Source organism: Pseudomonas sp. MOIL14HWK12:I1, from assembly GCF_000510705.1.
GTDB classification, from domain to species: Bacteria; Pseudomonadota; Gammaproteobacteria; order Pseudomonadales; family Pseudomonadaceae; genus Chryseomonas; species Chryseomonas oryzihabitans.
Window position 1 is genome coordinate 1,218,985 of record NZ_KI783307.1, and the last position, 23,880, is coordinate 1,242,864.

At 68.3% G+C, this 23,880-nt stretch carries 21 protein-coding genes; 1 reads left to right on the forward strand and 20 read right to left on the reverse strand.

Annotation, left to right across the window (positions count from 1 at the left end; translation table 11 throughout):
- Nucleotides 1–4: 4 nt before the first annotated feature.
- The 14 genes from mdcE to PSEK12I1_RS0115705 form a co-directional block, all read right to left on the reverse strand.
- Nucleotides 5–820: a biotin-independent malonate decarboxylase subunit gamma gene (gene mdcE / locus PSEK12I1_RS0115640; RefSeq protein WP_027602158.1), complete on the reverse strand. Its 816-nt coding sequence runs from the start codon at nt 818–820 to the stop codon at nt 5–7.
- Nucleotides 817–1,683 carry a biotin-independent malonate decarboxylase subunit beta gene (locus PSEK12I1_RS0115645; protein WP_027602159.1) on the reverse strand — a complete coding sequence of 289 codons (867 nt, stop codon included), beginning with the start codon at nt 1,681–1,683 and terminating at the stop codon, nt 817–819. Before PSEK12I1_RS0115645 ends, mdcE begins: the two co-directional genes overlap by 4 nt.
- Nucleotides 1,676–1,990 (reverse strand): malonate decarboxylase subunit delta, encoded by a 315-nt coding sequence (locus PSEK12I1_RS0115650; protein WP_027602160.1) that lies wholly within the window; start codon nt 1,988–1,990, stop codon nt 1,676–1,678. The genes PSEK12I1_RS0115645 and PSEK12I1_RS0115650 overlap by 8 nt, the downstream gene beginning before the upstream one ends.
- Complete coding sequence (locus PSEK12I1_RS0115655; protein WP_027602161.1) at nt 1,990–2,847, reverse strand: triphosphoribosyl-dephospho-CoA synthase; 858 nt, start codon at nt 2,845–2,847, stop codon at nt 1,990–1,992. Before PSEK12I1_RS0115655 ends, PSEK12I1_RS0115650 begins: the two co-directional genes overlap by 1 nt.
- Nucleotides 2,847–4,523 carry a malonate decarboxylase subunit alpha gene (gene mdcA / locus PSEK12I1_RS0115660; protein WP_027602162.1) on the reverse strand — a complete coding sequence of 559 codons (1,677 nt, stop codon included), beginning with the start codon at nt 4,521–4,523 and terminating at the stop codon, nt 2,847–2,849. The genes PSEK12I1_RS0115655 and mdcA overlap by 1 nt, the downstream gene beginning before the upstream one ends.
- A gap of 129 nt (nt 4,524–4,652) precedes the next feature.
- Nucleotides 4,653–5,363 (reverse strand): YfdX family protein, encoded by a 711-nt coding sequence (locus tag PSEK12I1_RS0115665; RefSeq protein ID WP_027599545.1) that lies wholly within the window; start codon nt 5,361–5,363, stop codon nt 4,653–4,655.
- A gap of 205 nt (nt 5,364–5,568) precedes the next feature.
- A complete protein-coding gene (gene gudD, locus PSEK12I1_RS0115670) occupies nt 5,569–6,927 on the reverse strand; it encodes a glucarate dehydratase (RefSeq protein ID WP_027602163.1) in 1,359 nt (452 codons plus the stop codon).
- Between the two features lie 18 nt (nt 6,928–6,945).
- Nucleotides 6,946–8,301: an MFS transporter gene (locus PSEK12I1_RS0115675; protein WP_027602164.1), complete on the reverse strand. Its 1,356-nt coding sequence runs from the start codon at nt 8,299–8,301 to the stop codon at nt 6,946–6,948.
- A 148-nt stretch (nt 8,302–8,449) separates the two neighbouring features.
- Nucleotides 8,450–9,484 (reverse strand): LacI family DNA-binding transcriptional regulator, encoded by a 1,035-nt coding sequence (locus PSEK12I1_RS0115680; RefSeq protein ID WP_027602165.1) that lies wholly within the window; start codon nt 9,482–9,484, stop codon nt 8,450–8,452.
- Nucleotides 9,485–9,563: 79 nt separating this feature from the next.
- On the reverse strand, nt 9,564–10,478 hold the full coding sequence (locus PSEK12I1_RS0115685; protein ID WP_027602166.1) for a hydroxymethylglutaryl-CoA lyase: 915 nt from the start codon (nt 10,476–10,478) through the stop codon (nt 9,564–9,566).
- Nucleotides 10,475–12,409: an acetyl/propionyl/methylcrotonyl-CoA carboxylase subunit alpha gene (locus PSEK12I1_RS0115690; protein WP_027602167.1), complete on the reverse strand. Its 1,935-nt coding sequence runs from the start codon at nt 12,407–12,409 to the stop codon at nt 10,475–10,477. The genes PSEK12I1_RS0115685 and PSEK12I1_RS0115690 overlap by 4 nt, the downstream gene beginning before the upstream one ends.
- A complete protein-coding gene (locus tag PSEK12I1_RS0115695; protein ID WP_027602168.1) occupies nt 12,406–13,206 on the reverse strand; it encodes an enoyl-CoA hydratase-related protein in 801 nt (266 codons plus the stop codon). Before PSEK12I1_RS0115695 ends, PSEK12I1_RS0115690 begins: the two co-directional genes overlap by 4 nt.
- Before the next feature lie 3 nt (nt 13,207–13,209).
- Nucleotides 13,210–14,817, reverse strand: coding sequence for a carboxyl transferase domain-containing protein (locus tag PSEK12I1_RS0115700; RefSeq protein ID WP_027602169.1), 1,608 nt, complete (start codon nt 14,815–14,817; stop codon nt 13,210–13,212).
- A 10-nt stretch (nt 14,818–14,827) separates the two neighbouring features.
- Nucleotides 14,828–15,991: an isovaleryl-CoA dehydrogenase gene (locus PSEK12I1_RS0115705; RefSeq protein WP_027602170.1), complete on the reverse strand. Its 1,164-nt coding sequence runs from the start codon at nt 15,989–15,991 to the stop codon at nt 14,828–14,830.
- 367 nt (nt 15,992–16,358) lie between these two features.
- Here PSEK12I1_RS0115705 and PSEK12I1_RS0115710 point away from each other — a divergent pair, with 367 nt between their 5' ends.
- Nucleotides 16,359–17,267, forward strand: coding sequence for a LysR family transcriptional regulator (locus PSEK12I1_RS0115710; protein ID WP_027602171.1), 909 nt, complete (start codon nt 16,359–16,361; stop codon nt 17,265–17,267).
- Nucleotides 17,268–17,287: 20 nt separating this feature from the next.
- Here PSEK12I1_RS0115710 and PSEK12I1_RS0115715 read toward each other — a convergent pair whose 3' ends face one another.
- The 6 genes from PSEK12I1_RS0115715 to PSEK12I1_RS0115740 form a co-directional block, all read right to left on the reverse strand.
- The gene (locus PSEK12I1_RS0115715; RefSeq protein ID WP_027599535.1) at nt 17,288–17,512 is read right to left on the reverse strand and encodes a DUF2188 domain-containing protein; all 225 of its coding nucleotides are present in this window, start codon (nt 17,510–17,512) and stop codon (nt 17,288–17,290) included.
- Between the two features lie 125 nt (nt 17,513–17,637).
- Nucleotides 17,638–19,071, reverse strand: coding sequence for an aldehyde dehydrogenase (gene aldA / locus PSEK12I1_RS0115720; RefSeq protein WP_027602172.1), 1,434 nt, complete (start codon nt 19,069–19,071; stop codon nt 17,638–17,640).
- 13 nt (nt 19,072–19,084) lie between these two features.
- Entirely contained in the window at nt 19,085–19,885 is an 801-nt protein-coding gene (locus PSEK12I1_RS0115725) for an aldolase/citrate lyase family protein (RefSeq protein ID WP_027602173.1), read from the reverse strand.
- 20 nt (nt 19,886–19,905) lie between these two features.
- On the reverse strand, nt 19,906–21,240 hold the full coding sequence (locus PSEK12I1_RS0115730; protein ID WP_051399126.1) for an MFS transporter: 1,335 nt from the start codon (nt 21,238–21,240) through the stop codon (nt 19,906–19,908).
- 21 nt (nt 21,241–21,261) lie between these two features.
- On the reverse strand, nt 21,262–22,446 hold the full coding sequence (rhmD, locus tag PSEK12I1_RS0115735) for an L-rhamnonate dehydratase (protein ID WP_027599531.1): 1,185 nt from the start codon (nt 22,444–22,446) through the stop codon (nt 21,262–21,264).
- A 12-nt stretch (nt 22,447–22,458) separates the two neighbouring features.
- Complete coding sequence (locus PSEK12I1_RS0115740; RefSeq protein ID WP_027602175.1) at nt 22,459–23,757, reverse strand: MFS transporter; 1,299 nt, start codon at nt 23,755–23,757, stop codon at nt 22,459–22,461.
- Nucleotides 23,758–23,880: the final 123 nt, after the last annotated feature.

A 23,880-nucleotide genomic window follows, 5' to 3' on the forward strand; every position in this document is an offset into this window, starting at 1 on the left:
CTCATCACGCGTTCCATCCTGCCCGCAGGCGTTCGCGCACCTCGCGAGAGGCCGCGCGATTGGCGCCATCCAGCCGCAGCCTGAGATCGGTGGCTCCGCTGGCCAGGACATCCGCCTGGGCGTCGGCCAGAGCCTGGCGCACCTGCTGCACAGCTTCGGCCAAGGGCTGGTCGGGCTGAGCCACTTCCAGCTGGCGCCAGAGCAGGCCCAGGGAGGCATAGCTGTCCAGGTCATAGGCCATGGGTGGAATGTCGGCCGCCAGGCGTTCCAAGTCCTCGACGCTACGCAAGGTGACCCGCGCCGCCGAGGCCTTGCCCATGGCATGCACCTGCACCTGGGGATCGCGCAGGGCCAGCAGGCGATTGGCCTGGTAGCCATGGGCGAGAAAGCCGCCGGACATGGCCTTGCCCACCAGCAGGCCCAGCACCGGATGCCCGGCCAGACGCGCCTCGGCATAGGCCCCGGCGGCCCCGGCCAGGGCCTGGTGGATGCCAAAGGCTTCCTCGCGGCGCCCATAGGCCTGGCTGGGCACGTCCACCAGGGCGATCAGGGTGCGTTTCATCTCAGCGCCACCATCCTCGGCGATGGCCTGTTGGATGGCCCGGGCCAGGCCCCAGCCCTCCAGCAGGCCCACCTCGCCCTGACGGGCGCGGGGAAAGGGATTTTCGGCATCCGCTACCACCGCCATCCAGCGCGCGGGGCGTCCGGCCAGTTCGAAGTCGGCGACGCGCAGGGAGGCGGGCAGGCCGGTGACGGCCTCGCCCTGACCGGCCAAGGCCTGGAACCAGGTCAGGCCGCGTTGCGAAGGCTGGGTGCTCATGGCTGGTCTCCGGCATAGAGGTGGCGAACCGCGGCGGCGTCCGCTTGGGGACGGGTGTCGAGATCGGCAAGACGCGTCAGATAGTGTTCGGCCTGCTGGCTGCGTAAGGCGCCGGCAACGCCCCGGGTGAAGCCCTGGCGGATGGCGGCGGTCACGGCGGCGCTGTCGTCAGCGACGAAGACATCGGCCAGGCCCGTGGCGACCCGTTGCTCGCCGCCGGTCAGGCTCCAGATGAAGGGGCGGTCGCGGGAATCGTATTCCTCGATCCCGGCTTCCTGCTCGATCACCTGGGGTCCGTTGAGGCCCAGGCGGGCCTCGCGGGTGACGATCAGCTGACTGCACAGCCCCGCGGCGATGGACATGCCACCAAAGCAGCCGACGCTGCCGGCGATGACACCGATCACCGGCTGGTGGCTGCGCAAGGCGACGATGGCCGCCTGGATCTCGGCGATGGCCGCCAGCCCCAGGTTGGCTTCCTGCAGTCGTACACCGCCGGTTTCCAGCAGCAGCACGGCGCGGGTCGGGGTGCCGGCGAGGTTGTCTTCCAGGGCCAATTCCAGCGCCCCGGCGATCTTGGCGCCGCCCACTTCGCCCATGCTGCCGCCCTGGAAGGCACCTTCGATGGCGCAGACCACCGCCGGCTGGCCGTCGATCAGCCCCTTGGCCACCACCACGCCGTCATCGGCCTGGCAGACGATGCCCTGCCTGGGCAGCCAGGGCGACATCAGCCGCTCGAAGGGCCCGACCAACTCGCGAAAGCTACCGGCGTCGAGCACCGTGCGCGCCCGTTCGCGGGCACCGAGTTCGACGAAGCTGCGGCTGTGCAGCAATTCCTGCACGTCGGGAAGGGTGGCTTCAGACATGGGCGGCTTCCTCCAGGTCGAGGGTTTCCAGACCTTGCTCCAGGCGCAGGCGCACCACGCCGGGGGTGGCGCCGAAGTCGTGGATGTCCAGGGTCAGGGCCGGCAGGTCGTTACGGGCGGCGAACAGCCGGTCGAAGAGGGCGCGCCAGCGCGGTTCGCTGCCATTGACCGAGGTGGTCACCCTGAGGGTGAAGTCGGCGTTGGCGGGTTCGAGGAGGACTTCGAGATCCCCCGAGCCGACGCAACCCACCAGGGCCCGACACCGGCGGCGCTGGCTGGCCGGATAGCTGCAGCTGAAATGTTCCATCAGAGGTCTCCAGGGAGCCGTGGCTCCAGGCGATCGACGAGAAGGGTGGCGGCCAGCAGATCGGCGGCCCCACCGGGCGAGGCATTGGCGGCCAGCAACTCCCGATCCAGGGCCAGCAGCTGGCGGCGCCCGGCCAGGCTGGCGCTGCCACCGGCGTCCAGTACCGCCTGGGCACCCTGGTGCATGGCGCCGAGGGCGGCGAGGCCGCCGCGGTGCAGCACGCAGGTGTCGTCCAGCCGGGTCATGATCGCCAGCAGGGCATCCAGGCGGGCGCTCTGCTCGCCGGCGCCCACCTGGCGGCTGGCGCGCAGTTGCGGCAGGCCGCGCTGGTGGATGGCGGGAAAGCCGGCGGCCGCCTCGGCCCGAGCGCCGCCGACGCCATAGCGCTGGGCGACACGCTGGCCATGGCTCGGCAGAGTGCTGGGAGCATCAGGATCCGGGAGGCTAGCCAGGCGACCTGCCGCAAGGCACAAGGCCTCAGCAGAGCCAGGACGCCCATGCACGGCCGCCGTCACCAGCAGCCCCAGCGCCCAGATGGCGCCGCGATGGGTGTTGACGCCACCGGTCACGCTCAGCATCGCGGCTTCGCCATCGCGACCCAGGCGGCCGATCAGGCGGCGCAAGTCGGCCGCGGGCAGCCCCAGCTCGGCGGCTTCGGCCATGGCCTGGAAACAGGGCCTCAGCGCCTGGGCGGAGGTCAGCATCAGGCCAAGGCTGAGGTCCTGGTGGGCACCCTGGCCGCGACGATCCACCAGGGCCGGCTTGGGTGAGAGTTCGGCTTCGTCGACCAGGGCCGTCACGGCCAGGTCGGCCAGGCGTTCGGCGGGAGACGGGGCAAGACGGGCGAGGGCGGGCATCACCAGCTCCTGAATTTGGCCGGGGGTTGATAGAGGCCGCCGGACCATTCCACCAGTTCGCCGATGCTCTTGGCGGCGAGCAATTCGCGACTGGCGTCGGTGCGGCGGATGCCGAGGTCCTCGGGCAGCGCGACCAGGCCTTCCTGGCGCAGCCGCCGTGCTTCGGCCGGATCGCTGCGCAAGCCGATGGCGGTGACCCCGGCCACGGCGGCGATCATCGCCCGGCGCTCCTCCAGGGAGCGGGCGCGGTAGAGATAGGCGATGCCTTCTTCGGTGAGCAGATGGGTCACGTCGTCGCCATAGACCATGATGGGCGCCAGCGGCATGCCGCTCTTGCGCGCCACCTCCACGGCATCCAGGGTGTCGACGAAGGTGGGCTTGCCGCCTTCCTGGAAGGTCTCGACCATCTGCACCACGAGCTTCTTGCCGCGCTCCAGCAGCGCCGGAGCGCCGTCGCCGGACGCCTGGCGCATGTCCAGCCAGGCCGGGGTGGGATGCCGGCGGCCGCGGGGGTCATGACCCATGTTGGGCGCGCCGCCGAAGCCGGCCAGGCGCCCGCGGGTCACGGTGGAGGAATGGCCATCGCCATCCACCTGCAGGGTGGCGCCGATGAAGAGGTCCACGGCGTACTGACCGGCCAGCTGGCAGAGCAGGCGGTTGGATCGCAGCGAGCCGTCGCGACCGGTAAAGAAGACATCCGGGCGCTGGGCGATGTAGCCCTCCATGCCCAGCTCGGTGCCGAAGCAGTGCACGCTTTCCACCCAGCCGCTCTCGATGGCCGGGATCAAGGTGGGATGGGGATTGAGCGTCCAGTGCCGGCAGATCTTGCCCTTGAGGCCCAGGCGCTCGCCGTAGGTGGGCAGGATCAGCTCGATGGCCGCGGTGTTGAAGCCGATGCCGTGGTTGAGCGACTGCACCTGGTGGCGTTCGTAGATGCCGCGGATGGCCATCATCGCCATGAGCACATGCACCGGTTTGATATGGCGCGGATCGCGGGTGAACAAGGGTTCGATATAGAAGGGCCGGTCGGCCACCACCACGAAATCCACCCAGTCCGCGGGGATGTCGACCCGCGGCAACTCGGACACGTCGTCCACCAGCTGGTTGACCTGGACGATGACGATGCCGTCGCTGAAGGCCGCCGGCTCGATCAGCGCCGGGCTGTCCTCGGTGCTGGGGCCGGTATAGATGTTGCCGGCGCGGTCGGCCATGAAGCCGGCACTGAGCACCACCTTGGGGATGAGGTCCACCAGCAGCCGGGCATAGAGTTCGATGTAGGTGTGGATGGCGCCCACTTCCAGCAACCCGTCTTCCAGCAGCTGACTGATCCTCAGGCTCTGGGTGCCGGCAAAGGAGAAGTCCAGCTTGCGGGCGATGCCGCGTTCGAAGAGATCCAGGTGCTCGGCGCGACCGACGCTGGGCATGATCATGTGCAGGTCATGCAGCCGGGCCGGATCGACCTGGGCGAGACTGCGGGAGAGGAAATCGGCCTGCTTCTGGTTGTTGCCTTCCAGCACCACCCGGTCGCCGGGGGCGAGCAGCTGTTCCAGGGCCGCGACGATGGATGCGGTGGGCAGCACCTTGCCATCGGCCAGCGCGGCCACCCGGTCCAGGCGCTGCTGCTTGTCACCGCGGCGCCTGGCGATCCGAGCCGGTGGGTGGGATGTCGTTGTCATTGGAGTCTCCACGAATCACCTGTCGTGGAGTCACCCTAGACCTCGCCTCCCTGGCGTTCAATCAACCTGAAGGCGGAATCGTTACGCTGAAGTTAACGATCCCACCTGCATCAGGCCGCCGCGACCGGCTCAGGTCTTGTCGACCGGAGTGAACACCGTGGTGGTCTTGGAGAACCAGCCGGTGGGGGTCACGTCGACATTGGCGTTGTCGTATCTCAGGCTGTTCTGCACCTGCTTGAGCGTCAGGTTGGCCTGCCAGTATTGCTCGTGGCCCAGCTCCTGATTGGCCCGGTGCACCAGATCCAGGGTTTCCTGGGCCGGCAGCACGGCGGTGGAGTAGTCGACGTCGACGCCGGCCACCTTGAGGATCTCGCCGGCGGCCTTGGTATCGCCCTGCTGGATCTTCTCGTTGGCCTGGACCACGGCCTGGTTCTTGGCCGGGGTGGCGACATAGTCGTCACGCAGCGCCATGCCGCTCCAGATCGGCAGCCAGGACGTGGCCTTGGCGTCCTGCGCGGAGACCTGCATGAGTTTGCCGTCCTGACCGCGCAGGTCCCTGGCCGACTTGAGGTAGGCGGTCTTGTCGGTCTGGGCGGTCTGCAGCGCGCTCTCGGCGGCGGCCAGGTGCTGCTTGGCCTGATCGACATGGGCCTCGAAGAGGTCCTGGCGGGCGGCGACCACGTCCATGAAGGCCTGCTGTCCCTGCTGGGAGATCGCTGGCAGGGTGGCGACCTGCTGGGTGGCGATGTCGGGTCGGGTGTCGGCCAGGGCGGCGGTGGAAAACACCGAGGCGATGGTCAGGACGAGGAGGCTCTTGGCGATACGACGATTGAGGTTCATGTGCTTCTCCCGGATACGAAAGTAACTGGAACCGCGGGGGTATCGGGCAGGGTTGCGAGATACCTTGGGGTCAGTGTCCATCCGGTGAGCTTAACGAACGCTTAGCAGGCTATCAGTAGGTGTAATTCCAGGTGTCGGACGCAGGAACGGAAACAGCGCCCGCCCCGGAGAGTCCGGAGCGGGCGCTGTTGGCGGGCCGAAGGGCCTAGCGCACCAGGCAGGGCTTCTTGTTATCGAAGGTCCAGTTGGGCGAGAGGAATTGCATGGCCATGGCGTCGTCGCGCGCACCGAGGCCCTTGGCCTTGTACAGCTCGTGGGCGTGGGCCAGGGCGTCCATGTCCAGCTCCACGCCCAGGCCACCCTGCTGCGGCACCGCCACCAGGCCGCCCTTGATCTCCAGCGGTTGCCTGGTCAGGCGCTGGCCGTCCTGCCAGATCCAGTGGGTGTCGATGGCAGTGATCTTGCCCGGCGCCGCGGCGGCGACGTGGGTGAACATGGCCAGGGAGATGTCGAAGTGGTTGTTGGAGTGCGAACCCCAGGTCAGGCCCCAGTCGTTGCACATCTGCGCCACCCGCACCGAGCCCTGCAGGGTCCAGAAGTGCGGATCGGCCAGGGGGATGTCCACCGATTGCAGCTGGATGGCGTGACCCATCTGGCGCCAGTCGGTGGCGATCATGTTGGTGGCGGTGGGCAGGCCGGTGGCGCGGCGGAATTCGGCCATCACCTCGCGTCCGGAATAGCCGTTCTCGGCGCCACAGGGATCCTCGGCATAGGCCAGGACGTGGTGCTGGTCGCGGCACAGGCGGATGGCTTCCTTGAGCGACCAGGCGCCGTTGGGGTCCAGGGTCACGCGCGCCTCGGGGAAGCGCTCGGCCAGGGCGGTGACCGCCTCGATCTCGGCGTCGCCGCTGAGTACGCCGCCCTTGAGCTTGAAGTCCTTGAAGCCGTAACGGTCATAGGCCGCCTCGGCCAGGCGCACCACGGTCTCGGGGGTCAGGGCCTCTTCGTTGCGCACGCGAAACCAGGCGTCGTCGCTCTCGGCTTCGCTGCGGTAGTCCAGGGTGGTCTTGTTGCGGTCGCCGACATAGAACAGGTAGCCGAGCATCTCTACGGCGTCGCGCTGCTGGCCTTCGCCGAGCAGGGCCGCCACCGGCACCTCCAGGTGCTGGCCGAGCAGGTCGAGCAGGGCGGCTTCCAGGGCGGTGACGGCGTGGATGGTGATGCGCAGGTCGAAGGTCTGCAGGCCACGGCCGCTGGCATCGCGACCGGCGAAGGCCTGGCGGACCTGGCCGAGGATGCGCTGGTACTGCCCCAGCGGCTGGCCGATGAGGAATTGACGGGCGTCTTCCAGCGTCTGGCGGATGCTCTCGCCGCCGGGCACCTCGCCGACGCCGGTGCGGCCGGCGCTGTCCTTGAGGATCAGCACGTTGCGGGTGAAGTAGGGGCCATGGGCGCCGCTCAGGTTGAGCAGCATGCTGTCCTGGCCGGCGACGGGCACGACTTCCAGCGAGGTGACCACCGGGGTGCCGGTGTGCAGGGCGGGGGTGGCGTTGAATTGGGTCATGGTCGGGCTCCTTGGCGATCAGCGAGAGGTTTCAGCGGCGAGCGGGGCTTCGGCAGGCGGCGTGGGCACGCCGCGCAACTCGACGCGCTTGATCTCGCCGACGACGAACAGGTAACTGATGGCGGCCACCAGGGCATTGGCACCGACGAACACCAGGGCCATCTTGAAGGAACCGGTGGCGGCGATGATGTAGCCGATGATGATCGGGGTGGTGATGGACGACAGGTTGCCGATGGTGTTGAACAGGCCACCGGAGAGGCCGGCGATCTGCTTGGGCGAGGTGTCGGAGACCACCGCCCAGCCCAGGGCACCGATGCCCTTGCCGAAGAAGGCCATGGCCATGAAGCCCACCACCATCCAGTCGGCGTCGACGTAGTTGCAGAGGATCATGCTCATCGACAGCAGCATGCCGGCGACGATGGGGGTCTTGCGCGCCACGCTCAGGCTGCTGCCGCGACGCAGCAGCCAGTCGGAGATCACCCCGCCGAGCACGCCGCCGATGAAGCCGCAGATGGCCGGCAGGGAGGCGATTATGCCGGCCTTGAGGATGGTCATGCCGCGTTCCTGCACCAGGTACACGGGGAACCAGGTGAGGAAGAAGTAGGTGAGGGCGTTGATGCAGAACTGGCCCAGGTAGATGCCGGCCATCATGCGATTGGTCAGCAACTGGCCGATGTAGCTCCACTTCGGACCTTCGCTCTTCTTGCCGGGGGTGTCCAGGTCGACCAGGCCGCCGTTGCTGGCGATGTACTCGACCTCGGCGCTGTTGGCGCGGGGATGTTCGCGGGGGCTGTAGATCACCGCCATCCAGACCGCCGAGAAGGCGATGCCCAGGGCGCCCATCACCACGAAGACGTGCTGCCAGCCGAAGTGGTAGACGATCCAGCCCATCAGCGGCGCGAACAGCACGGTGGCGAAGTACTGCGCCGAGTTGAAGATGGCCGAGGCAGTACCACGCTCCTTGGTGGGGAACCAGGCGGCGACGATGCGGGCGTTGCCGGGGAAGGAGGGCGCTTCGGCCAGGCCGACCATGAATCTCAGGGCGAACAGCAGGAACACCGCGGTGCCGATGCCGAATTCACCGATGTAGCCTTGCAGCATGGTGAACACCGACCAGGTGAAGATGCTCGCCGCATAGACCTTCTTCGACCCGAAGCGATCGAGCAGCCAGCCGCCGGGGATCTGGCCGAGCACATAGGCCCAGCCGAAGGCGGAGAAGATGTAGCCGAGGGAGACGGCACTGATGCCGAGGTCTTTTTGCAGGGCGGAGCCGGCGATGGAAATGGTGGCGCGGTCGGCATAGTTGATCGTGGTCACCACGAACAGCATGAACAGGATCAGATAGCGGACGCGCGTCTGCTTGGTTTCGTGCATGGAGAGCTCCCACTGGTTTGTTTTTGTGTGCGGGCTGACATCGTGTAGCGGGCTTAGGTTGTAAGTCGTCTGACAACGATAGCGCTATCATTAAACAGATAACGCTATCATTCAACTGCTAAATCTGTGGCTGGGCGCAAAAAAGTGGCTAGGAACTCTGGCGCTCGATCAGGGCAAAACCGGTGTCGAGGCTTACCGCAGTTTGATCGCCCGCGAGACGGTCGAGCAGCGCCTGGGCGACACGCTGGCCCATGGCATCGGCGTTGACGCTGACCGTGGACAGCGCCGGGGTGGCGAAGCGGCCGTTGGTGGTATCGCCGAAGCCGACCACCGCCAGCTGTTCGGGGATGCGCAGGCCGCGGCTGCTGGCTTCGGCGACCACACCCAGGGCCAGGGTGTCGGAGCTGCACAGCACCAGTTGCGGGGGCTCGGGGCGTTCCAGCAGGCGCGCCAGGCCGATGCGGCCGACTTCCCAGGTGGCGGGTAGGGGCAGCACTTCCATGGGCAATTCGGGGATGCCCAGTTCGACCAGGCGGGCCTGCAGAGCCAGGTTGCGGCGCATGGCGCGAGGATCGTCCACCGAGATCACCCCGAAGCGGCGATAGCCGCGGGCGACGAAGTGCTCCGCCAGGGCGACGCCGACCTGCTCGTGGGAAAAGCCCACCTGCATGTCCAGGGCCTCGGCGCTCAGGTCCCAGGCTTCCACCACCGGGATGTTCAGCGCCGCCAGCCGCGCGCGACTGGCCGGGGTGTGCAGGGTGCCGGTGAGGACGATGCCATCGGGGCGGCGGCCGAGGATGGCTTCCAGCAGTTCCTCTTCCTTTTCCGGCGAATAGCCGGTCGGACCGATCAGCGCCTGGTAGCCCGCCTCGGTGAGGCGATCCATGATCGCCTGCACCACGGTGGCATAGATGGAATTGGCGATGGTGGGCAAGAGGATGGCCACCAGCCGGCTCTTGCTGGAGGCCAGGCTGCCGGCCAGCAGATTGGGCACGTAGCCCAGTTCCTTGACCACGGCCAGGACATGCTCGCGGGTGGCGGCGCTCACCAGGCTCGGGCGGTGCAGTGCCCGGGACACGGTAATGGGCGACACCCCGGCGGCGAGGGCGACCTCGCGCACGGTGAGGGGCAGCTCGGTGGTGCCATCGAGCTGGGCGATTTCGCGTCGGGACTTCCTGGCCAAAGCGGGTCCTTGGATGAGAGAGGCCGCCATTATGAGAGCAAGCCCCGGCGGTTGCCATGGGCGCCCGCCGGAGCCCCGGCTAGTCGACCGCTCGCGTTGCCCGGGCGCGGCCGACCCGCGATTGATTGGGGCGACCGAGCAGGGCGGAAACGTTCTGTCCGACCTCGACCAGTCTCTTCAGGTCGACGCCGGACGCTATGCCCAGGCCATCCAGCAGATAGACCAGGTCCTCGCTGGCGACATTGCCGCTGGCGCCCTGGGCATAGGGACAGCCGCCGAGCCCGGCGACGGAGCTGTCGAACACCGCGACGCCTTCGAGCAGGCTGGCGTAGACGTTGGCCAGGGCCTGGCCATAGGTGTCGTGGAAATGCCCGGCCAGTTGGCTGAGCGGCACCTCCCGGCCCAGCCGCTGCCAGAGCGCCCGGGTCCGACCCGGGGTGCCGACGCCGATGGTATCGCCGAGCGAGACCTCGGCGCAGCCCAGCTCCAGCAGTTCGCGGGTCACGCTCGCCACCTGGTTGGTTGCGACCTCGCCATCGTAGGGGCAGCCCAGCACGCAGGATACATAGCCGCGCACCCGGATGCCCGCCGCCCGCGCGCCCTCGACCACGGGCACGAAGCGCGCCAGGCTCTCGGCGATGGAGCAATTGATGTTGCGCTGGGAGAAGCCCTCCGAGGCGGCGGCGAACACGGCGATTTCGTCCACCCCCGCCGCCAGGGCGGCTTCGAAACCTTTCAGGTTGGGCACCAGTACCGAACGCACCACGCCCTCGGGCCGGCCGAGTCCTGCCAGCACCTCGGCGGTCCCGGCCATCTGCGGCACCCAGAGTGGCGAGACGAAGCTGCCCACCTCCAGATGATGCATGCCACTGGCGATCAGCGCCGTGCACAGCTGGATGCGCTCGGCGATGCCCAGCGCCTGGGGCTCGTTCTGCAGGCCATCGCGGGGTCCGACCTCGACCAGCCGCACCCGGGACGGCAGGGCCTCGCTCATGGTGCCACCTCCTCCAGTTCTATAAGGGGGGTGCCCTCGGCCACCAGCTCGCCCGGGCTGCAGAACAGCGCCGCCACCACGCCCGCACGGGGCGCGCGGATGCTGTGCTCCATCTTCATCGCCTCCAGCACCACCAGCGGGGTCCCGGCTTCCACGGCGTCGCCGACGGCCACCGAGACGGCTACCACACTGGCGTTCATCGGCGCGGTAAGACCACCGGCATCCGCCTGGCGCGCGACCTCGGCCAGCGGATCGGCCCAGGTGACGGCTTCGAAACGGTCCTGCCATTCGACAAACAGCGTCGGCCCGCGGCGATGGAGGCGGGCGCTGTGGCGAACGCCGTCCACCTGCCAGTGGAGCCGATCACCGCTCAATGCGACGGCCAGCGGGTCGACCAGGCTCAGGCTGCGCACCTCGCCACGACAGGCCAGGCGCAGCGCGATGCGCGGTGGTCCGCCCAGGCGCCAGCCCTGGCGGAACGCCCAGGGTGACGTGGGATCGGCAGCGGCGGGCAGCGTCGCCAGCCAGGCCTGGCCCGCCAGGGTCCAGAAGGCCTCCGGCAGTTCTGCGGGTGCGGGCAGCAAGGCCGCCTGATGCCGCTCGATGAAACCGGTGTCCAACTCCGCCGCGGCAAAGGCCGGATGGGCGAGCAGGCGCTGCAGGAAGGCGAGGTTGGTGGCGAAGCCGCCCACCGCGGTGTCTTCGAGCATGGCCAGCAACCGCTTGCGCGCCTGTTCGCGGCTGTCGCCCCAGGCGATCAGCTTGGCCAGCATGGGATCGTAGAAGGGCGACACCTCGTCACCTTCCTCCACGCCGCTATCCACTCGTCGCCCGGGACCGGCCGCGGGCTCGTGATAGAGCTGCAGGGTGCCCGAGGCCGGCAGGAAGCCCTGGTCGGTGTCCTCGGCATAGAGGCGCACCTCGATGGCGTGGCCGTGCAGCGGCACCTGGGCCTGGGTGAGGGGCAGGGCATCGCCCGCGGCCACGCGCAGCTGCCAGGCCACCAGGTCCAGGCCGGTGATGGCCTCGGTGACCGGGTGCTCCACCTGCAGCCGGGTATTCATCTCCATGAAGAAAAAGTCCCCACGGGCGTCGAGCAGGAATTCCACGGTGCCGGCGCCGACGTAGCCGATGGCCTGGGCCGCCTGCACTGCCGCCTCGCCCATGGCCCGGCGCAATTCGGGCGTGAGACCCGGCGCGGGCGCCTCCTCGATCACCTTCTGGTGGCGGCGCTGGATGGAGCAGTCGCGTTCGTTGAGATAGAGGCAATGGCCGTGCGCATCGGCGAACACCTGGATCTCCACATGGCGCGGTTGCAGCACGTATTTCTCCACCAGCATCCGCGCATCGCCAAAGGCCGAGAGCGCTTCGCGCTGGGCCGAGGCGAGGCCCTCGGCCAGGTCGGCTTCGCGCTCGACGATCTTCATGCCCTTGCCGCCGCCGCCGGCGGTGGCCTTGAGCAGGACCGGATAGCCGATGCGCGCCGCGGCGTCACGAAAGGTGGCCAGGGACTGGTCCTCGCCGTGATAGCCCGGCACCAGGGGCACCCCGGCATCGGTCATCAGCGCCTTGGCCGCGGACTTGCTGCCCATGGCGCGGATCGCGGCGGCGGGAGGGCCGACGAAGACCAGCCCTGCCGCGGCCACCGCCTCGGCGAAGGCGGCATTCTCGGACAGGAAGCCGTAGCCCGGATGGATCGCCTGGGCACCGGTGGCCAGGGCCGCGGCGATGATGCGCTCGCCCAGCAGATAGCTGTCGGCCGGCTTGGTCCCGCCCAGGTCCACTGCCTGATCGGCCTGGCGCACATGGCGGGCGTCGGCATCGATGGCGCTGTGCACGGCGACGGTACCCAGGCCGAGGGCCTTGGCCGTACGCATCACCCGGCAGGCGATCTCGCCGCGGTTGGCGACGAGCAGACGGTCGAAGGTCATGGCGAGGTCTCCTGCCAGGCGGGACGACGTTTCTCCAGAAAGGCCTGCAGGCCTTCCTGGGCCTCGGGGGTGACGCGTACCTCGGCGATCAGGCCCTCGGTGAAGGAGCGCACCTCGGCGCGGGGTGCGCCCGCGCCTGCGCCGTCCAGCAACCGCTTGCAGGCGCGCAATGCCTGGGGCCCGTTGTCCAGCAGCCGGGCGATCCAGGCCTCGACCAGGGTGTCCAGGTCGGCAGCCGGCGCCGTCTCGGCCACCAGGCCCAGTTCGGCGGCGCGTTCGCCGGAAAAGCGCTCCGCGCCGAGCATGTAGCGCCGCGCCATGCGCTCGCCAAGGGCGCGAGTCACGAAGGGCGCGATGACCGCCGGCACCAGGCCGATGCGCACCTCCGACAGGCAGAAGGTGGCGTCTCCCGCGGCCAGGGCCAGGTCGCAGCAGCTGACCAGTCCCACCGCGCCGCCGAAGGCCGCGCCCTGGACCACCGCCAGGGTCGGCATCGGCAAGGCCTGCAGGCGATACATCACCTCGGCCAGGCGCTCGGTGTCGGCGCGGTTGGCGGCGGCGTCCAGGCGGGCCGAGGCCTGCATCCAGGCGAGGTCGGCGCCGGCGCAGAAGTGCCGCCCGCGGCCACGCAGGAGCAGAAAGCGCAGCTCGCCATCGCTGGCGATCTCGGCGAGCACGCTGCCCAACTCCGCGATCAGCTGCGCATCCAGGGCATTGTGGCGATCCGGGCGATCGAGCCAGAGGGTGGCGAAGCCGCGTGGATCACGGATCAGTTCCAGGGTGTGGAAGTCAGTCATGGCCTACATCCGGAAGACGCCGAAGGTCGTCGGCTCGAGAGGGGCGTTGAGACTGGCCGACAGGGCCAGGGCAAGGACCTCGCGGGTCTGGGCCGGGTCGATCACCCCGTCGTCCCACAGCCGCGCGCTGGAATAGTGGGCATGGGCCTGGCGTTCGTACTGCTCGACGATGGGGGCCTTGATCCGCGCCGCCTCCTCGTCGTCGAAGGCCTCGCCGGCGCGTTCGGCCTGCTCGCGCTTGACCTGCACCAGCACCCCGGCCGCCTGCTCAGCACCCATCACGCCGATGCGCGCGTTGGGCCACATCCACAGGAAGCGTGGATCGTAGGCGCGACCGCACATGCCGTAGTTGCCGGCGCCAAAGCTGCCGCCGATGATCACGGTGAACTTGGGTACCTGGGCGCAGGCCACCGCGGTGACCAGCTTGGCGCCGTGCTTGGCGATGCCGCCTTCCTCGTATTTCTTGCCGACCATGAAGCCGGTGATGTTCTGCAGGAACAGCAGCGGGATGCGACGCTGGCAGGCCAGTTCGATGAAGTGCGCGCCTTTCTGCGCCGATTCGGCGAAGAGGATGCCGTTGTTGCCGAGGATGGCCACCGGATGGCCGTGCAGGTGGGCGAAGCCGCAGACCAGGGTGGTGCCGAATTGCGCCTTGAATTCATCGAAGACGCTGCCGTCCACCAGCCGCGCGATCACCTCGCGCACCTCCAGCGGCTGCTTGGGATCGGCCGGCACCAGACCGTGCAACTCCTCGGCCGGGTAGAGGGGCGGCATAGGCGTCTTCAGCTGCAAGTCGCCCAGCTTGCGCCAGTTGAGGTTGGCGATGCAGCGCCGGGCCAGGGCCAGGGCATGGGCATCGTCTTCGGCGTAGTGATCGGCCACGCCGGAGGTCCGGCAATGGACATCGGCGCCGCCCAGTTCCTCGGCGCTGACCACCTCGCCGGTGGCGGCCTTCACCAGCGGCGGGCCGGCGAGAAAGATGGTGGCCTGCTGGCGCACCATGATGGTCTCGTCGCTCATGGCCGGCACATAGGCGCCACCGGCGGTGCAGGAGCCCATCACCACGGCGATCTGCGGGATGCCCTGGGCGCTCATGGTCGCCTGGTTGAAGAAGATCCGCCCGAAGTGCTCGCGGTCAGGAAAGACGTCCTCCTGGCGCGGCAGGTTGGCGCCGCCGGAATCCACCAGATAGAGGCAGGGCAGCCGATTCTGCAGGGCGATGGCCTGGGCGCGCAGGTGCTTCTTTACCGTGAGCGGATAGTAGGAGCCGCCCTTCACCGTGGCGTCGTTGGCGATGATCATGCACTCGACGCCCTCGATGCGGCCGATGCCGGCCACCACCCCGGCGGCCGGTACCTCTTCCTCGTAGACGTCGAGGGCGGCCAAGGCGCCGATTTCCAGGAAGGGCGAGCCTGGGTCCAGCAACAGATCGATGCGCGCGCGGGGGAGCAGCTTGCCGCGCGCGGTATGGCGCGCCTGGGCCTTGGCCCCGCCGCCTTCGCGGATGCGCGCCAGCAGCCCGTCGAGCCGGGCCAGTTGTTCGGCCATGGCGGCGGCGTTGCGCTGGTAGTCCGGGGTGCGCCGGTTCAGCGTGGAGGTCAGCACGGTCATGAAGGCGTCCTCACCGGGTTTCGTTGAACAGCTCGCGGCCGATCAGCATGCGGCGGATCTCGCTGGTGCCGGCGCCGATCTCGTAGAGCTTGGCGTCGCGCAGCAGGCGGCCGGTGGGGTATTCGTTGATGTAGCCGTTGCCACCGAGGATCTGGATGGCTTCCAGGGCCATCTGGGTGGCCTTCTCGGCGGTGTAGAGGATCACCCCGGCGGCGTCCTTGCGGGTGGTCTCGCCGCGGTCGCAGGCCTGGGCCACGGCATAGAGATAGGCGCGGCTGGCGTTGAGGCCGGTGTAGAGATCGGCCACCTTGCCCTGGATCAGCTGGAATTCGCCGATGCTCTGGCCGAATTGCTTGCGGTCGTGGACATAGGGCAGCACCACGTCCAGGCAGGCCTGCATGATGCCCACCGGGCCGCCGGCGAGGACCACCCGCTCGTAGTCCAGGCCGCTCATCAGCACCTTGACCCCGCCATTGACCTGGCCCAGCACGTTGTCCTCCGGCACCTCCACGTCGTCGAAGAACAGCTCGCAGGTGTTGGAGCCGCGCATGCCCAGCTTGTCGAACTTGCTGCCACGGCTGAAACCCTTCCAGTCACGCTCGACGATGAAGGCGGTGATGCCATGGGCCGCCTTTTCCGGTTCGGTCTTGGCGTAGATCACATAGGTGTGGGCATCGGGTCCGTTGGTGATCCAGGTCTTGCTGCCATTGAGCACATAGCGATCGCCGCGGCGTTCGGCGCGCAGCTTCATGGAGACCACGTCCGAGCCGGCATTGGGTTCGCTCATGGCCAGGGCGCCGACGTGCTCGCCGCTGACCAGGCTGGGCAGGTAGCGGGCCTTCTGCGCGGCGCTGCCATTGCGGTGGATCTGGTTGACGCAGAGATTGGAGTGGGCGCCGTAGGACAGGGCCACCGAAGCCGAGCCGCGGCTGATCTCTTCCATGGCCACCGCATGGGCCAGGTAGCCGAGTCCTGCGCCGCCGTATTCCTCGCCCACGGTGATGCCGAGCAGCCCCAGGTCACCGAAGGTGCGCCAGAGATCCATGGGGAAGCTGTTGCTGGCATCGATCTCGCCCGCGCGGGGCGCCACCTCGCGGGCGACCAGGGTGCGCACCTGATCGCGCAGCAGGTCGAGGGTCTCGCCCAGGGCGAAGTTGAGACTCGGGTAGCTCATGGGGTCACCTGTTGTTGGGATTGTCGGGTGCGAGCGGTCAGCCGAACAGGCGTGCGCAGGGCGGCCGCCAGGCACGGTGCGGAGCGGAAAGGGACAGGGCGGGGCTGTGTCATCGGCCAGGCGCGGGGGTGGCCCGAAAGCGATAGCCGCAAGGACGTCGGGCAGGGCCGCCGACGGCTGGGCAAGGGTGCGCTCGACGCGCGGGTGCGGAACGCGGGCGCCAGGGCGCTCATGGTCCGTCCTCCTGTTCATTGTTCTTGTCATGGCGACCGCGAGAGGAAGGCGGCGCGCCTGTGCCTCTGAGTCTAGGAGGAGAAATGCGCTATCGTGAAACGATAAAAATAGAATCCAGGTATTGGAAAATCAGATGGCACTGCACCAGGACATCTCGATGCGGCAGCTGCGCTACTTCGTCGCCGCCGCCGAGAACAGCCAGTTTTCCCTGGCCGCCAGCGCGGTCAACGTCAGTCAGTCCGCAGTCACCACGGCGGTCAGTCAGCTAGAGGCGAGGCTCGCCGTGCGGTTGTTCGAGCGCCTGCCCCATGGGGTGAAGCTCACCGCCGAGGGGCACCAGTTCTATCACCATGCCCGGCACATCCTCGACACCCTGCAGGACGCCGTCAGCCAGCCGCTGTTCCAGAGTCATGCGCTGACCGGCCAGGCCCGCGTCGGCGCCTCCTATGCGGTGCTCGGCTACTACCTGCCGACCCTGCTGGCGCGCTTCAAGCGCAGCTATCCGCAGATCGACATCGACCTGCGCGACATGGACCGACCCAGTATCGAAGCCGGCATCACCGACGGCACCTTGGAGCTGGGCCTCACCGTCATCTCCAACGTCGACGCCACCCAGCCTTTCGAGCGTCATCTGCTGATGCGCTCGCCGCGTCAGCTCTGGCTGCCTAGCGCCCATCCGCTGCTGGCGCCGGAGCGCGTCACCCTGGCCGATATCGCCCCCTATCCCTACATCCTTGCCACGGTGGACGAAGGCGAGACCTCCACGTTGCGCTATTGGCGCGCGGCAGGCCTGGAACCCAACGTGGTGTTCAAGACCTCGTCCATGGAATCCCTGCGCGGCCTGGTCGCCCACGGCTTCGGCGTGACCATCCTTTCCGACATGCTCTATCGCGGCTGGTCGCTCGAAGGCCGCAAGCTGGAAGCCCGCCCGGTGGCCGATGCCATCCCGCCCATGGAGCTGGGCCTGATCTGGAGTCCCGAGGAACGCCTGGGCAGTGGCGCTCAGGCGTTTCGGCAGTTCCTGGTGTCGGCGGCGGGGTAGCGGGGCAAGGCGCCTCGACCTCAGCCCTTGGATTTCGCCGGATCCGCACTGCGTGGATAGGTGCGCTCTTCCTCGATGCGGCCATCGGCGGTGTGGATCTTGACGCTGCCGGTCTTGCCGTCCAGGTATTGCGCGGCCTGGTGGACGATGGCGTCCTTGGTCGAGGCCTTCAGCAGGGCGCGATCGCCATGCTCTTCCTTGAATTCCCAGCCGGTGTCGGTGGGTAGGATGTGGTAGTTCTGCATCTGGTCTCCCTGGGGCCCTTGGCCCTTGCCTGGTCTTGGGTTGCAGCTGTTTCGACCCGCGTTCGCCCAAGAACATTCGAGCGAACCGGCCCGGGCAGGCCAGGCAGGGGACCGGGCAGCGCTACTCAGCCCTGCAGATAGACCACCTGGGTATGGGTGTACTCATAGAGGCCATGCTTGCCGTCGGCGCCGCCGATGCCGGACTTGCGTACCCCGGCGTGGTAGCCCTGCATGGCTTCGAAGTTCTCCCGATTGATGTAGGTCTCGCCAAAGTCGATCTCGCGCATGGCGTGCATGGCCTTGCCCAGGCTGCGGGTATAGACGGAGGAGGTGAGGCCGTATTCGCAGTCGTTGGCCAGGGCGATGGCTTCGTCGAGATCATCGACTATCTGGATCGGCAGCACGGGGCCAAAGATCTCTTCGCGCATGATCGGCATGTCCGCGCGACAGTCCGCCAGCACCGTGGGCTGGAAGTGAAAGCCGCGACCCAGGTCGGCACGACGGCCACCGGTGACCAGGCGCGCGCCCTGGCCGAGGGCGACGTCGACCTTGGCCGCCACCTTGTCCAGACCGGCGGCGTTGATCAGCGGTCCCATCTCCACGCCGGTGTCGGCCTGGGGGTCGCCATAGCGGGTGGCGGCCATGGCGCGGCCGATGCGCTCGATGAAGTCCTCGGCCACCGCGCGCTCCACATAGACCCGCTCGGCGCAGTTGCACACCTGCCCGGTGTTGATGATGCGCGAGTCGCGGATGGCGCGGACCGCCAGGTCCAGGTCGGCATCGGCCAGGACGATGGCCGGCGCCTTGCCGCCCAGTTCCAGATTGAGCTTCGTCAGATTCGGTGCGGCAGCGGCCATGATCCGCGAGCCGGTGGCGACGCTGCCGGTAAAGCTGACCATGTCGATGCCAGCATGGGCGCTGAGCTGGTCCCCTACGGAACCGGGGCCGCTGACCAGGTTGAACACCCCGGGCGGCAGATCCGTCTCGGCCACCAGGCGGGCGAATTCATGGGCATTGATCGGGGTTTCTTCGCTGGGCTTGATGACGATGGTGTTGCCGGTGAGCAACGCCGGCGCCAGCTTGCGGGCGATCAGGAAGAAGGGGAAGTTCCAGGGCAGGATGCCGGCCACCACGCCCAGTGGCTTGCGCAGCAGAAAGATCTGCTCGTCGGGTCGGTCGCTGGTGATGATCTCGCCTTCGATGCGCCGTGCCCACTCGGCCATGTAGTCGAGGTAGTCGGCGGTGAAATTGACCTCCACCTCGGCCAGACCGTGGATCTTGCCCTGTTCGGCGACAATCGTTTGGGCCAGTCGTGGTGCCTGCTCGCGCAGCTTGGCGGCGATGCGCCTGAGATGGCCGGCCCGCTCGATCGCCGGTTTGCGGGACCAGGCCTTTTGCGCGCGGCGGGCGGCGGCGATGGCCTGGTCGACGTCGTCGCGGCTGGAGGCCGGCACCCGGGCCAGGGCCTCGCCGGTGGCCGGGTTGTGGACGAGAAAGTCCTCGGCGGCCGGCAGGAAACGGCCGTCGATGTAGTTCTGGTAAAGGGGCAGATCGGCCATGGCGGACTCCGGGTCAGTAGGTGCGAGAGGGCGCCTGGGGCGCGTCGAGGGGGCGATAGCGGGCCAGGTTGGCCAGCGCTGCCTGGCGGAACAGGCTGATGTCGATGCCGACGGCGACGAACTGGCAACCCCAGTCGCGATAACGCCGGGCATCGTCTTCCTGGGGCGCCAGGATCCCGGCCACCTTGCCGGCGGCGCGGGTGGCGTCGATGGCGGCGCGGATGCGCGCCTGCACCTCGGGATGGCCCGGATTGCCGGCATGGCCGAGGCCGCTGGAGAGATCGGCCGGACCGACGAAGACGGCGTCCACCCCGTCCACCGCGGCGATTTCGGCGACGTTGTCGCTGCCCAGCCGCGATTCCACCTGGACGATCAGGCACAGCTCGCGATGGGCGTTGTGCAGGTAGTCGGGCACCGCGTCCCAGCGGGTGGCGCGGGCCAGGCCGCCGCCGACGCCGCGGATGCCATCCGGGGGATAGCGCATGGCCCGCACCAGGGCGCGGGCCTGGTCGGCGGTCTCCACCATGGGCACCATCAGCGTCTGCACGCCGATGTCCAGCAATTGCTTGATCAGCACCGCATCGCCGGTCACGCAGCGCACCACCGGCGCCGTGGGGTAGGGCGCCACCGCCTGCAACTGGGCGAGGATGCTCGGCACCGTGTTGGGCGCGTGCTCGCCGTCGATCAGCAGCCAATCGTAGCCGGTGCTGGCGGCGATCTCGGCGGCATAGCCGGTGGCGAAGCCGGCCCAGAGGCCATAGAGGGTATCGCTGCCCGTGAGGCGGGCCTTGAAGGGATTGCGTGGCAGGTCCATGACGGTGGTCTCCAGAGGAATCAGGAAGGGGTGTCGGGCAGGCGCACCAGCAGGCCGTAGCTCAGGGCACCGGCCACCGCGACCGCGGCGGCGATGCCGAGGGCGAGGCCGAAGGAGCCGGTCTGCTGGACGATCATGCCGGTGATGACCGGGGCGAAGGCGCCGCCGAAGTAGCCGCCGAAATTCTGGATGCTGGCCAGCGAGGCGACCTGGTGCGAGGGCACGGCGACGCTGACCAGCGACCAGGTGCCGGCCACCGCCACGTTGAGGCTGAACAGCGCCAGGCTGAAACAGAGGATGACGCTGCCGATGCCGGTCACCCCGGCGCTGCACAGGGCGAACAGCCCGGCTGCGGCCAGACCGCCGCAGATCGGCAGCTTGCGGCTGAAGGCCAGGCTGCGCCCGCTGCGGGTCAGGCGATCCACCAGCAGGCCGCCGCCGATCACGCCACAGGCGCCGGCCAGGAACGGCAGGCTGGCGACCCAACCGGCCTGGGACAGGGACAGGTGATGGACCCGTTCCAGGTAGGCCGGCAGCCAGGTCAGGAACAGCGACAGCATGTAGATGATGCCCACGTAGCCGATCACCACGCCCCAGGTCAGGCGGCGGCGGAACAACCCCAGCCAGTCGGCGAAGGTCAGTCGCTGGCCGGCGTCCTGGGGTGGCAGCCCGGCGTCCAGGTGCGCCCGCTCGGCGGCGTCCAGCGCCACCTGGACCCGATCGCGATAGCTCAGGTACCAGAGCGCCGCCACGGCGATGCCCAGTACACCCATGGCGATGAACATCTGCCGCCAGCCCAGCCACAGCAGCAGGGCGGTGAGGATCGGCTGGGAGATCGCCGGCCCCAGGGAGGAGGAGAGGTTGAAGATGCCGGAGGGCAGGCCGCGCTCGCGCACGTTGAACCACTCGCTGACCACCTTGGCGCCGGCCGGGAATTGCGGCGCCTCGCCAATGCCCAGGCCGACGCGAGCGAGGATCATCAGGTGCAGGCTGCTGAGCAGCCCGAGCACGCCCTGGGCGATGGACCAGAGGCAGATGCCCAGGCCCAGGGTCAGGCGCGCGCCGAAGCGATCCAGCAGGCCGCCGATGGGCAGCTGGGCGAAGGCATAGGCCCAGGCGAAAGCTGACAGCAGCAGGCCCATCTCGGTCGGCGTGAAGCCCAGTTCGCCGCTGATGGTCTGGTTGGCGATGGCCAGGGTGCTGCGGTCCAGGTAGTTGACGAAGCCGGCCAGCACCAATAGCGCCAGGGCGATCACCTGGACCCGCTTGAGCCGGGCGCTCTTGGGTGGCAGCGGCGTCGCCGCGGGGCGCGCATCCGGCAGGGGCGTCGCCAGGGTGTCTTGGGTCGCTTTCATCCAGCCCTCCTGGGCAAGGCCTCAGTGGCGATAGGGACGTTCCAGGGCGCACTCCGGATTGAGGCGCACGCCGAAGCCGGGCCGATCCAGCGCCGAGGCGCGCATGCGGCCGCGCACCGGGACGGGTTCGTCGAGCAACTGCGGATGGAACATGGGCACCACCTCGTCGGCCTTGGGCGCCATCATCAGGAACTCGGCGAAGGGACTGTTGGTGCGGGTGATGACGAAGTGGTAGCTGTAGACCGAGGAGCCGTGGGGAACCACCAGGGCGTTGTGGGCATCGGCCAGGGCCGAGATGCGGATCAGCTCGGTGAGGCCGCCGCACCAGCCGACGTCGGGCTGGAGGATGTCGCAGCAACCCATCTCCAGCAGCAGGCGGAAACCCCAGCGGGTGGCTTCGTGCTCGCCGGTGGTGACCAGCATGCCCTTCGGCACGTTGCGTTTGAGTTCGGCATAGCCCCAGTAGTCGTCCGGTGGCAGCGCCTCCTCGATCCACTTGAGACCGAATTGCTGGGCGCCCTGGGCCAGGCGGGTGGCGTAGTTGAGGTCCAGGCTCATCCAGCAGTCGAGCATCAGCCAGAAGTCGTCGCCGACCCGTTCGCGCATGGTCGCCAGGGCCTCCAGGTTCTTGCGCAAGCCTTCCTCGCCCTCGGCCGGGCCATGCTGCAGCGGCAACTTGCCGCCGATGAAGCCCATCTCCTTGGCCAGGTCCGGCCGGGCGCCGGTGGCATAGAACTGCAATTCGTCGCGCACGGCGCCGCCGAGCAACTGGTGCACCGGCTCCTGGCGCAGCTTGCCGAGCAGGTCCCAGAGCGCGAGATCCACCCCGGAGATGGTGTTGAGCACGATGCCCTTGCGCCCGTAGTAGAGGGTGGAGAGGTACATCTGGTCCCAGATCTTTTCCAGGTCGGTGACCTTGGCACCCTCCAGGAAGCGCGCCAGATGCCGCTCGACGATGAAGGCGCCCAGCTCGCCGCCGGTGGTGACGGCGAAGCCCACGGTGCCGTCGCTGGCCTCGACTTCCACCACCAGGGTGCCCAGCACATTGATGCCGAAACTGCGCCGGCTCTGGCGGTATTCCGGGTACTTGGCCATGGGCGTGGCGATGTGGTCGTCGATCCAGTGGCCGTCGCCCTGGTCGTGGTAGTCGGCGCCGCCGCCGCGAAGGGTGTAGGCGCGCACCTGCTTGATGGTGGGTAGGGTCATGGCGAGGCTCCCTTAATGACTGGGCGTGAGCTGGGGTTGGGGATCGGCCTGGTCGCGGCGGCGCAGGCCGAGGATCAGGGCGGCGGCGACCAGGGTGGTGCCGGCGAGCAGATAGAGGCCGGCGCCGGGGTGGGCGAAGGTCACCTCGGCCCAGCGCTTGGCCAGGGGCGCGATGAAGCCGCCGATGGCGCCGCAGGTATTGATCAGGGCGATGCCGCCCGCGGCGGCGCTGCCGCGCAACTGGTCGGACGGAAAGGTCCAGAACAGCGGCTGCACGGCGATGAAGCCGGCGGCGGCGAAGCACAGGGCGATCAGCGCATAGAGCGGCGAGAAGGTCACCGAGGCGGCGATGCCCAGACCGGAGATGGCCAGGGTGGCGGCGGCGGTGCGCCGGCGTTCGCCGGTGCGATCCGACCAGCTGGGGATCAGCCAGGCGGCGAGCAGGGCGCAGATCCAGGGAATCGCCGAGACCAGGCCGACCAGCAGCCCGACCTTCTGCCCGAGTAGCCCGGCCACCTGGGTCGGCAGATAGAAGACCACGCCATAGACGCTGGCCTGGATCAGCAGGTAGATGCTGCACAGCAGCAGGATGCGTGGCTGACCGAGCAGGCGCAGCAGGCCGCCGTGGTGCGGCTTGGCGGCGTCCTCGGCGTCCAGCGCCTGCTGCAGCGTCTGCTTTTCTTCCGCACTCAGCCAACGGGCATCGCGCGGCCGATTGTCCAGGTAGAACCAGGCCCAGACACCCACCAGGCTGGCCAGTAGCCCTTCGACCAGGAACATCCATTGCCAGCCGTGCAGACCGCCGAAGCCGTCGAATTCCAGCAGCAGGCCCGACAGCGGACTGCCGAAGATAAAGGCCAGGGGCGCGCCGAAGTAGAAGAAACCCAGGGCCCGGGCGCGGTAGCGCGAGGGGAACCAGTAGGTGAGGTAGAGGATGACGCCTGGGAAGAAGCCGGCTTCGGCCACCCCGAGCAAGAAGCGCAGCACATAGAAGGCCGTCGCCGTGTGGGCGAACATCATGGCGGCGGAGATCAGACCCCAGCTGACCATGATCCGGCACATCCACAGCCGGGCGCCGACGCGGTGCATGATCAGGTTGCTGGGAATCTCAAGAAAGGCGTAGCCGACGAAGAAGACCCCGGCGCCAAAGGCGAAGGCCGCGTCGGAGATGCCGGTGTCGGCCTGGAAGGCGACCTTGGCGAAACCCACGTTGGCCCGATCGAGAAAGGCCATGACGTACATCAGCAGCAGGAAGGGCAGCAGGCGCCGGGTGACCTTGGCGACCAGCCCCGGTGACAGGGTGGTGTGCATGGCGATCTCTCTTGTTGTTGTGATTCGGCCACGGCTCAAGGTAGTCGCAGTTGCAATGCCTGGATAATCGCTTTTTGTTTAGGACCGATACCCTTAAGGTATCGATTCGCGCGCGGGTCTTGG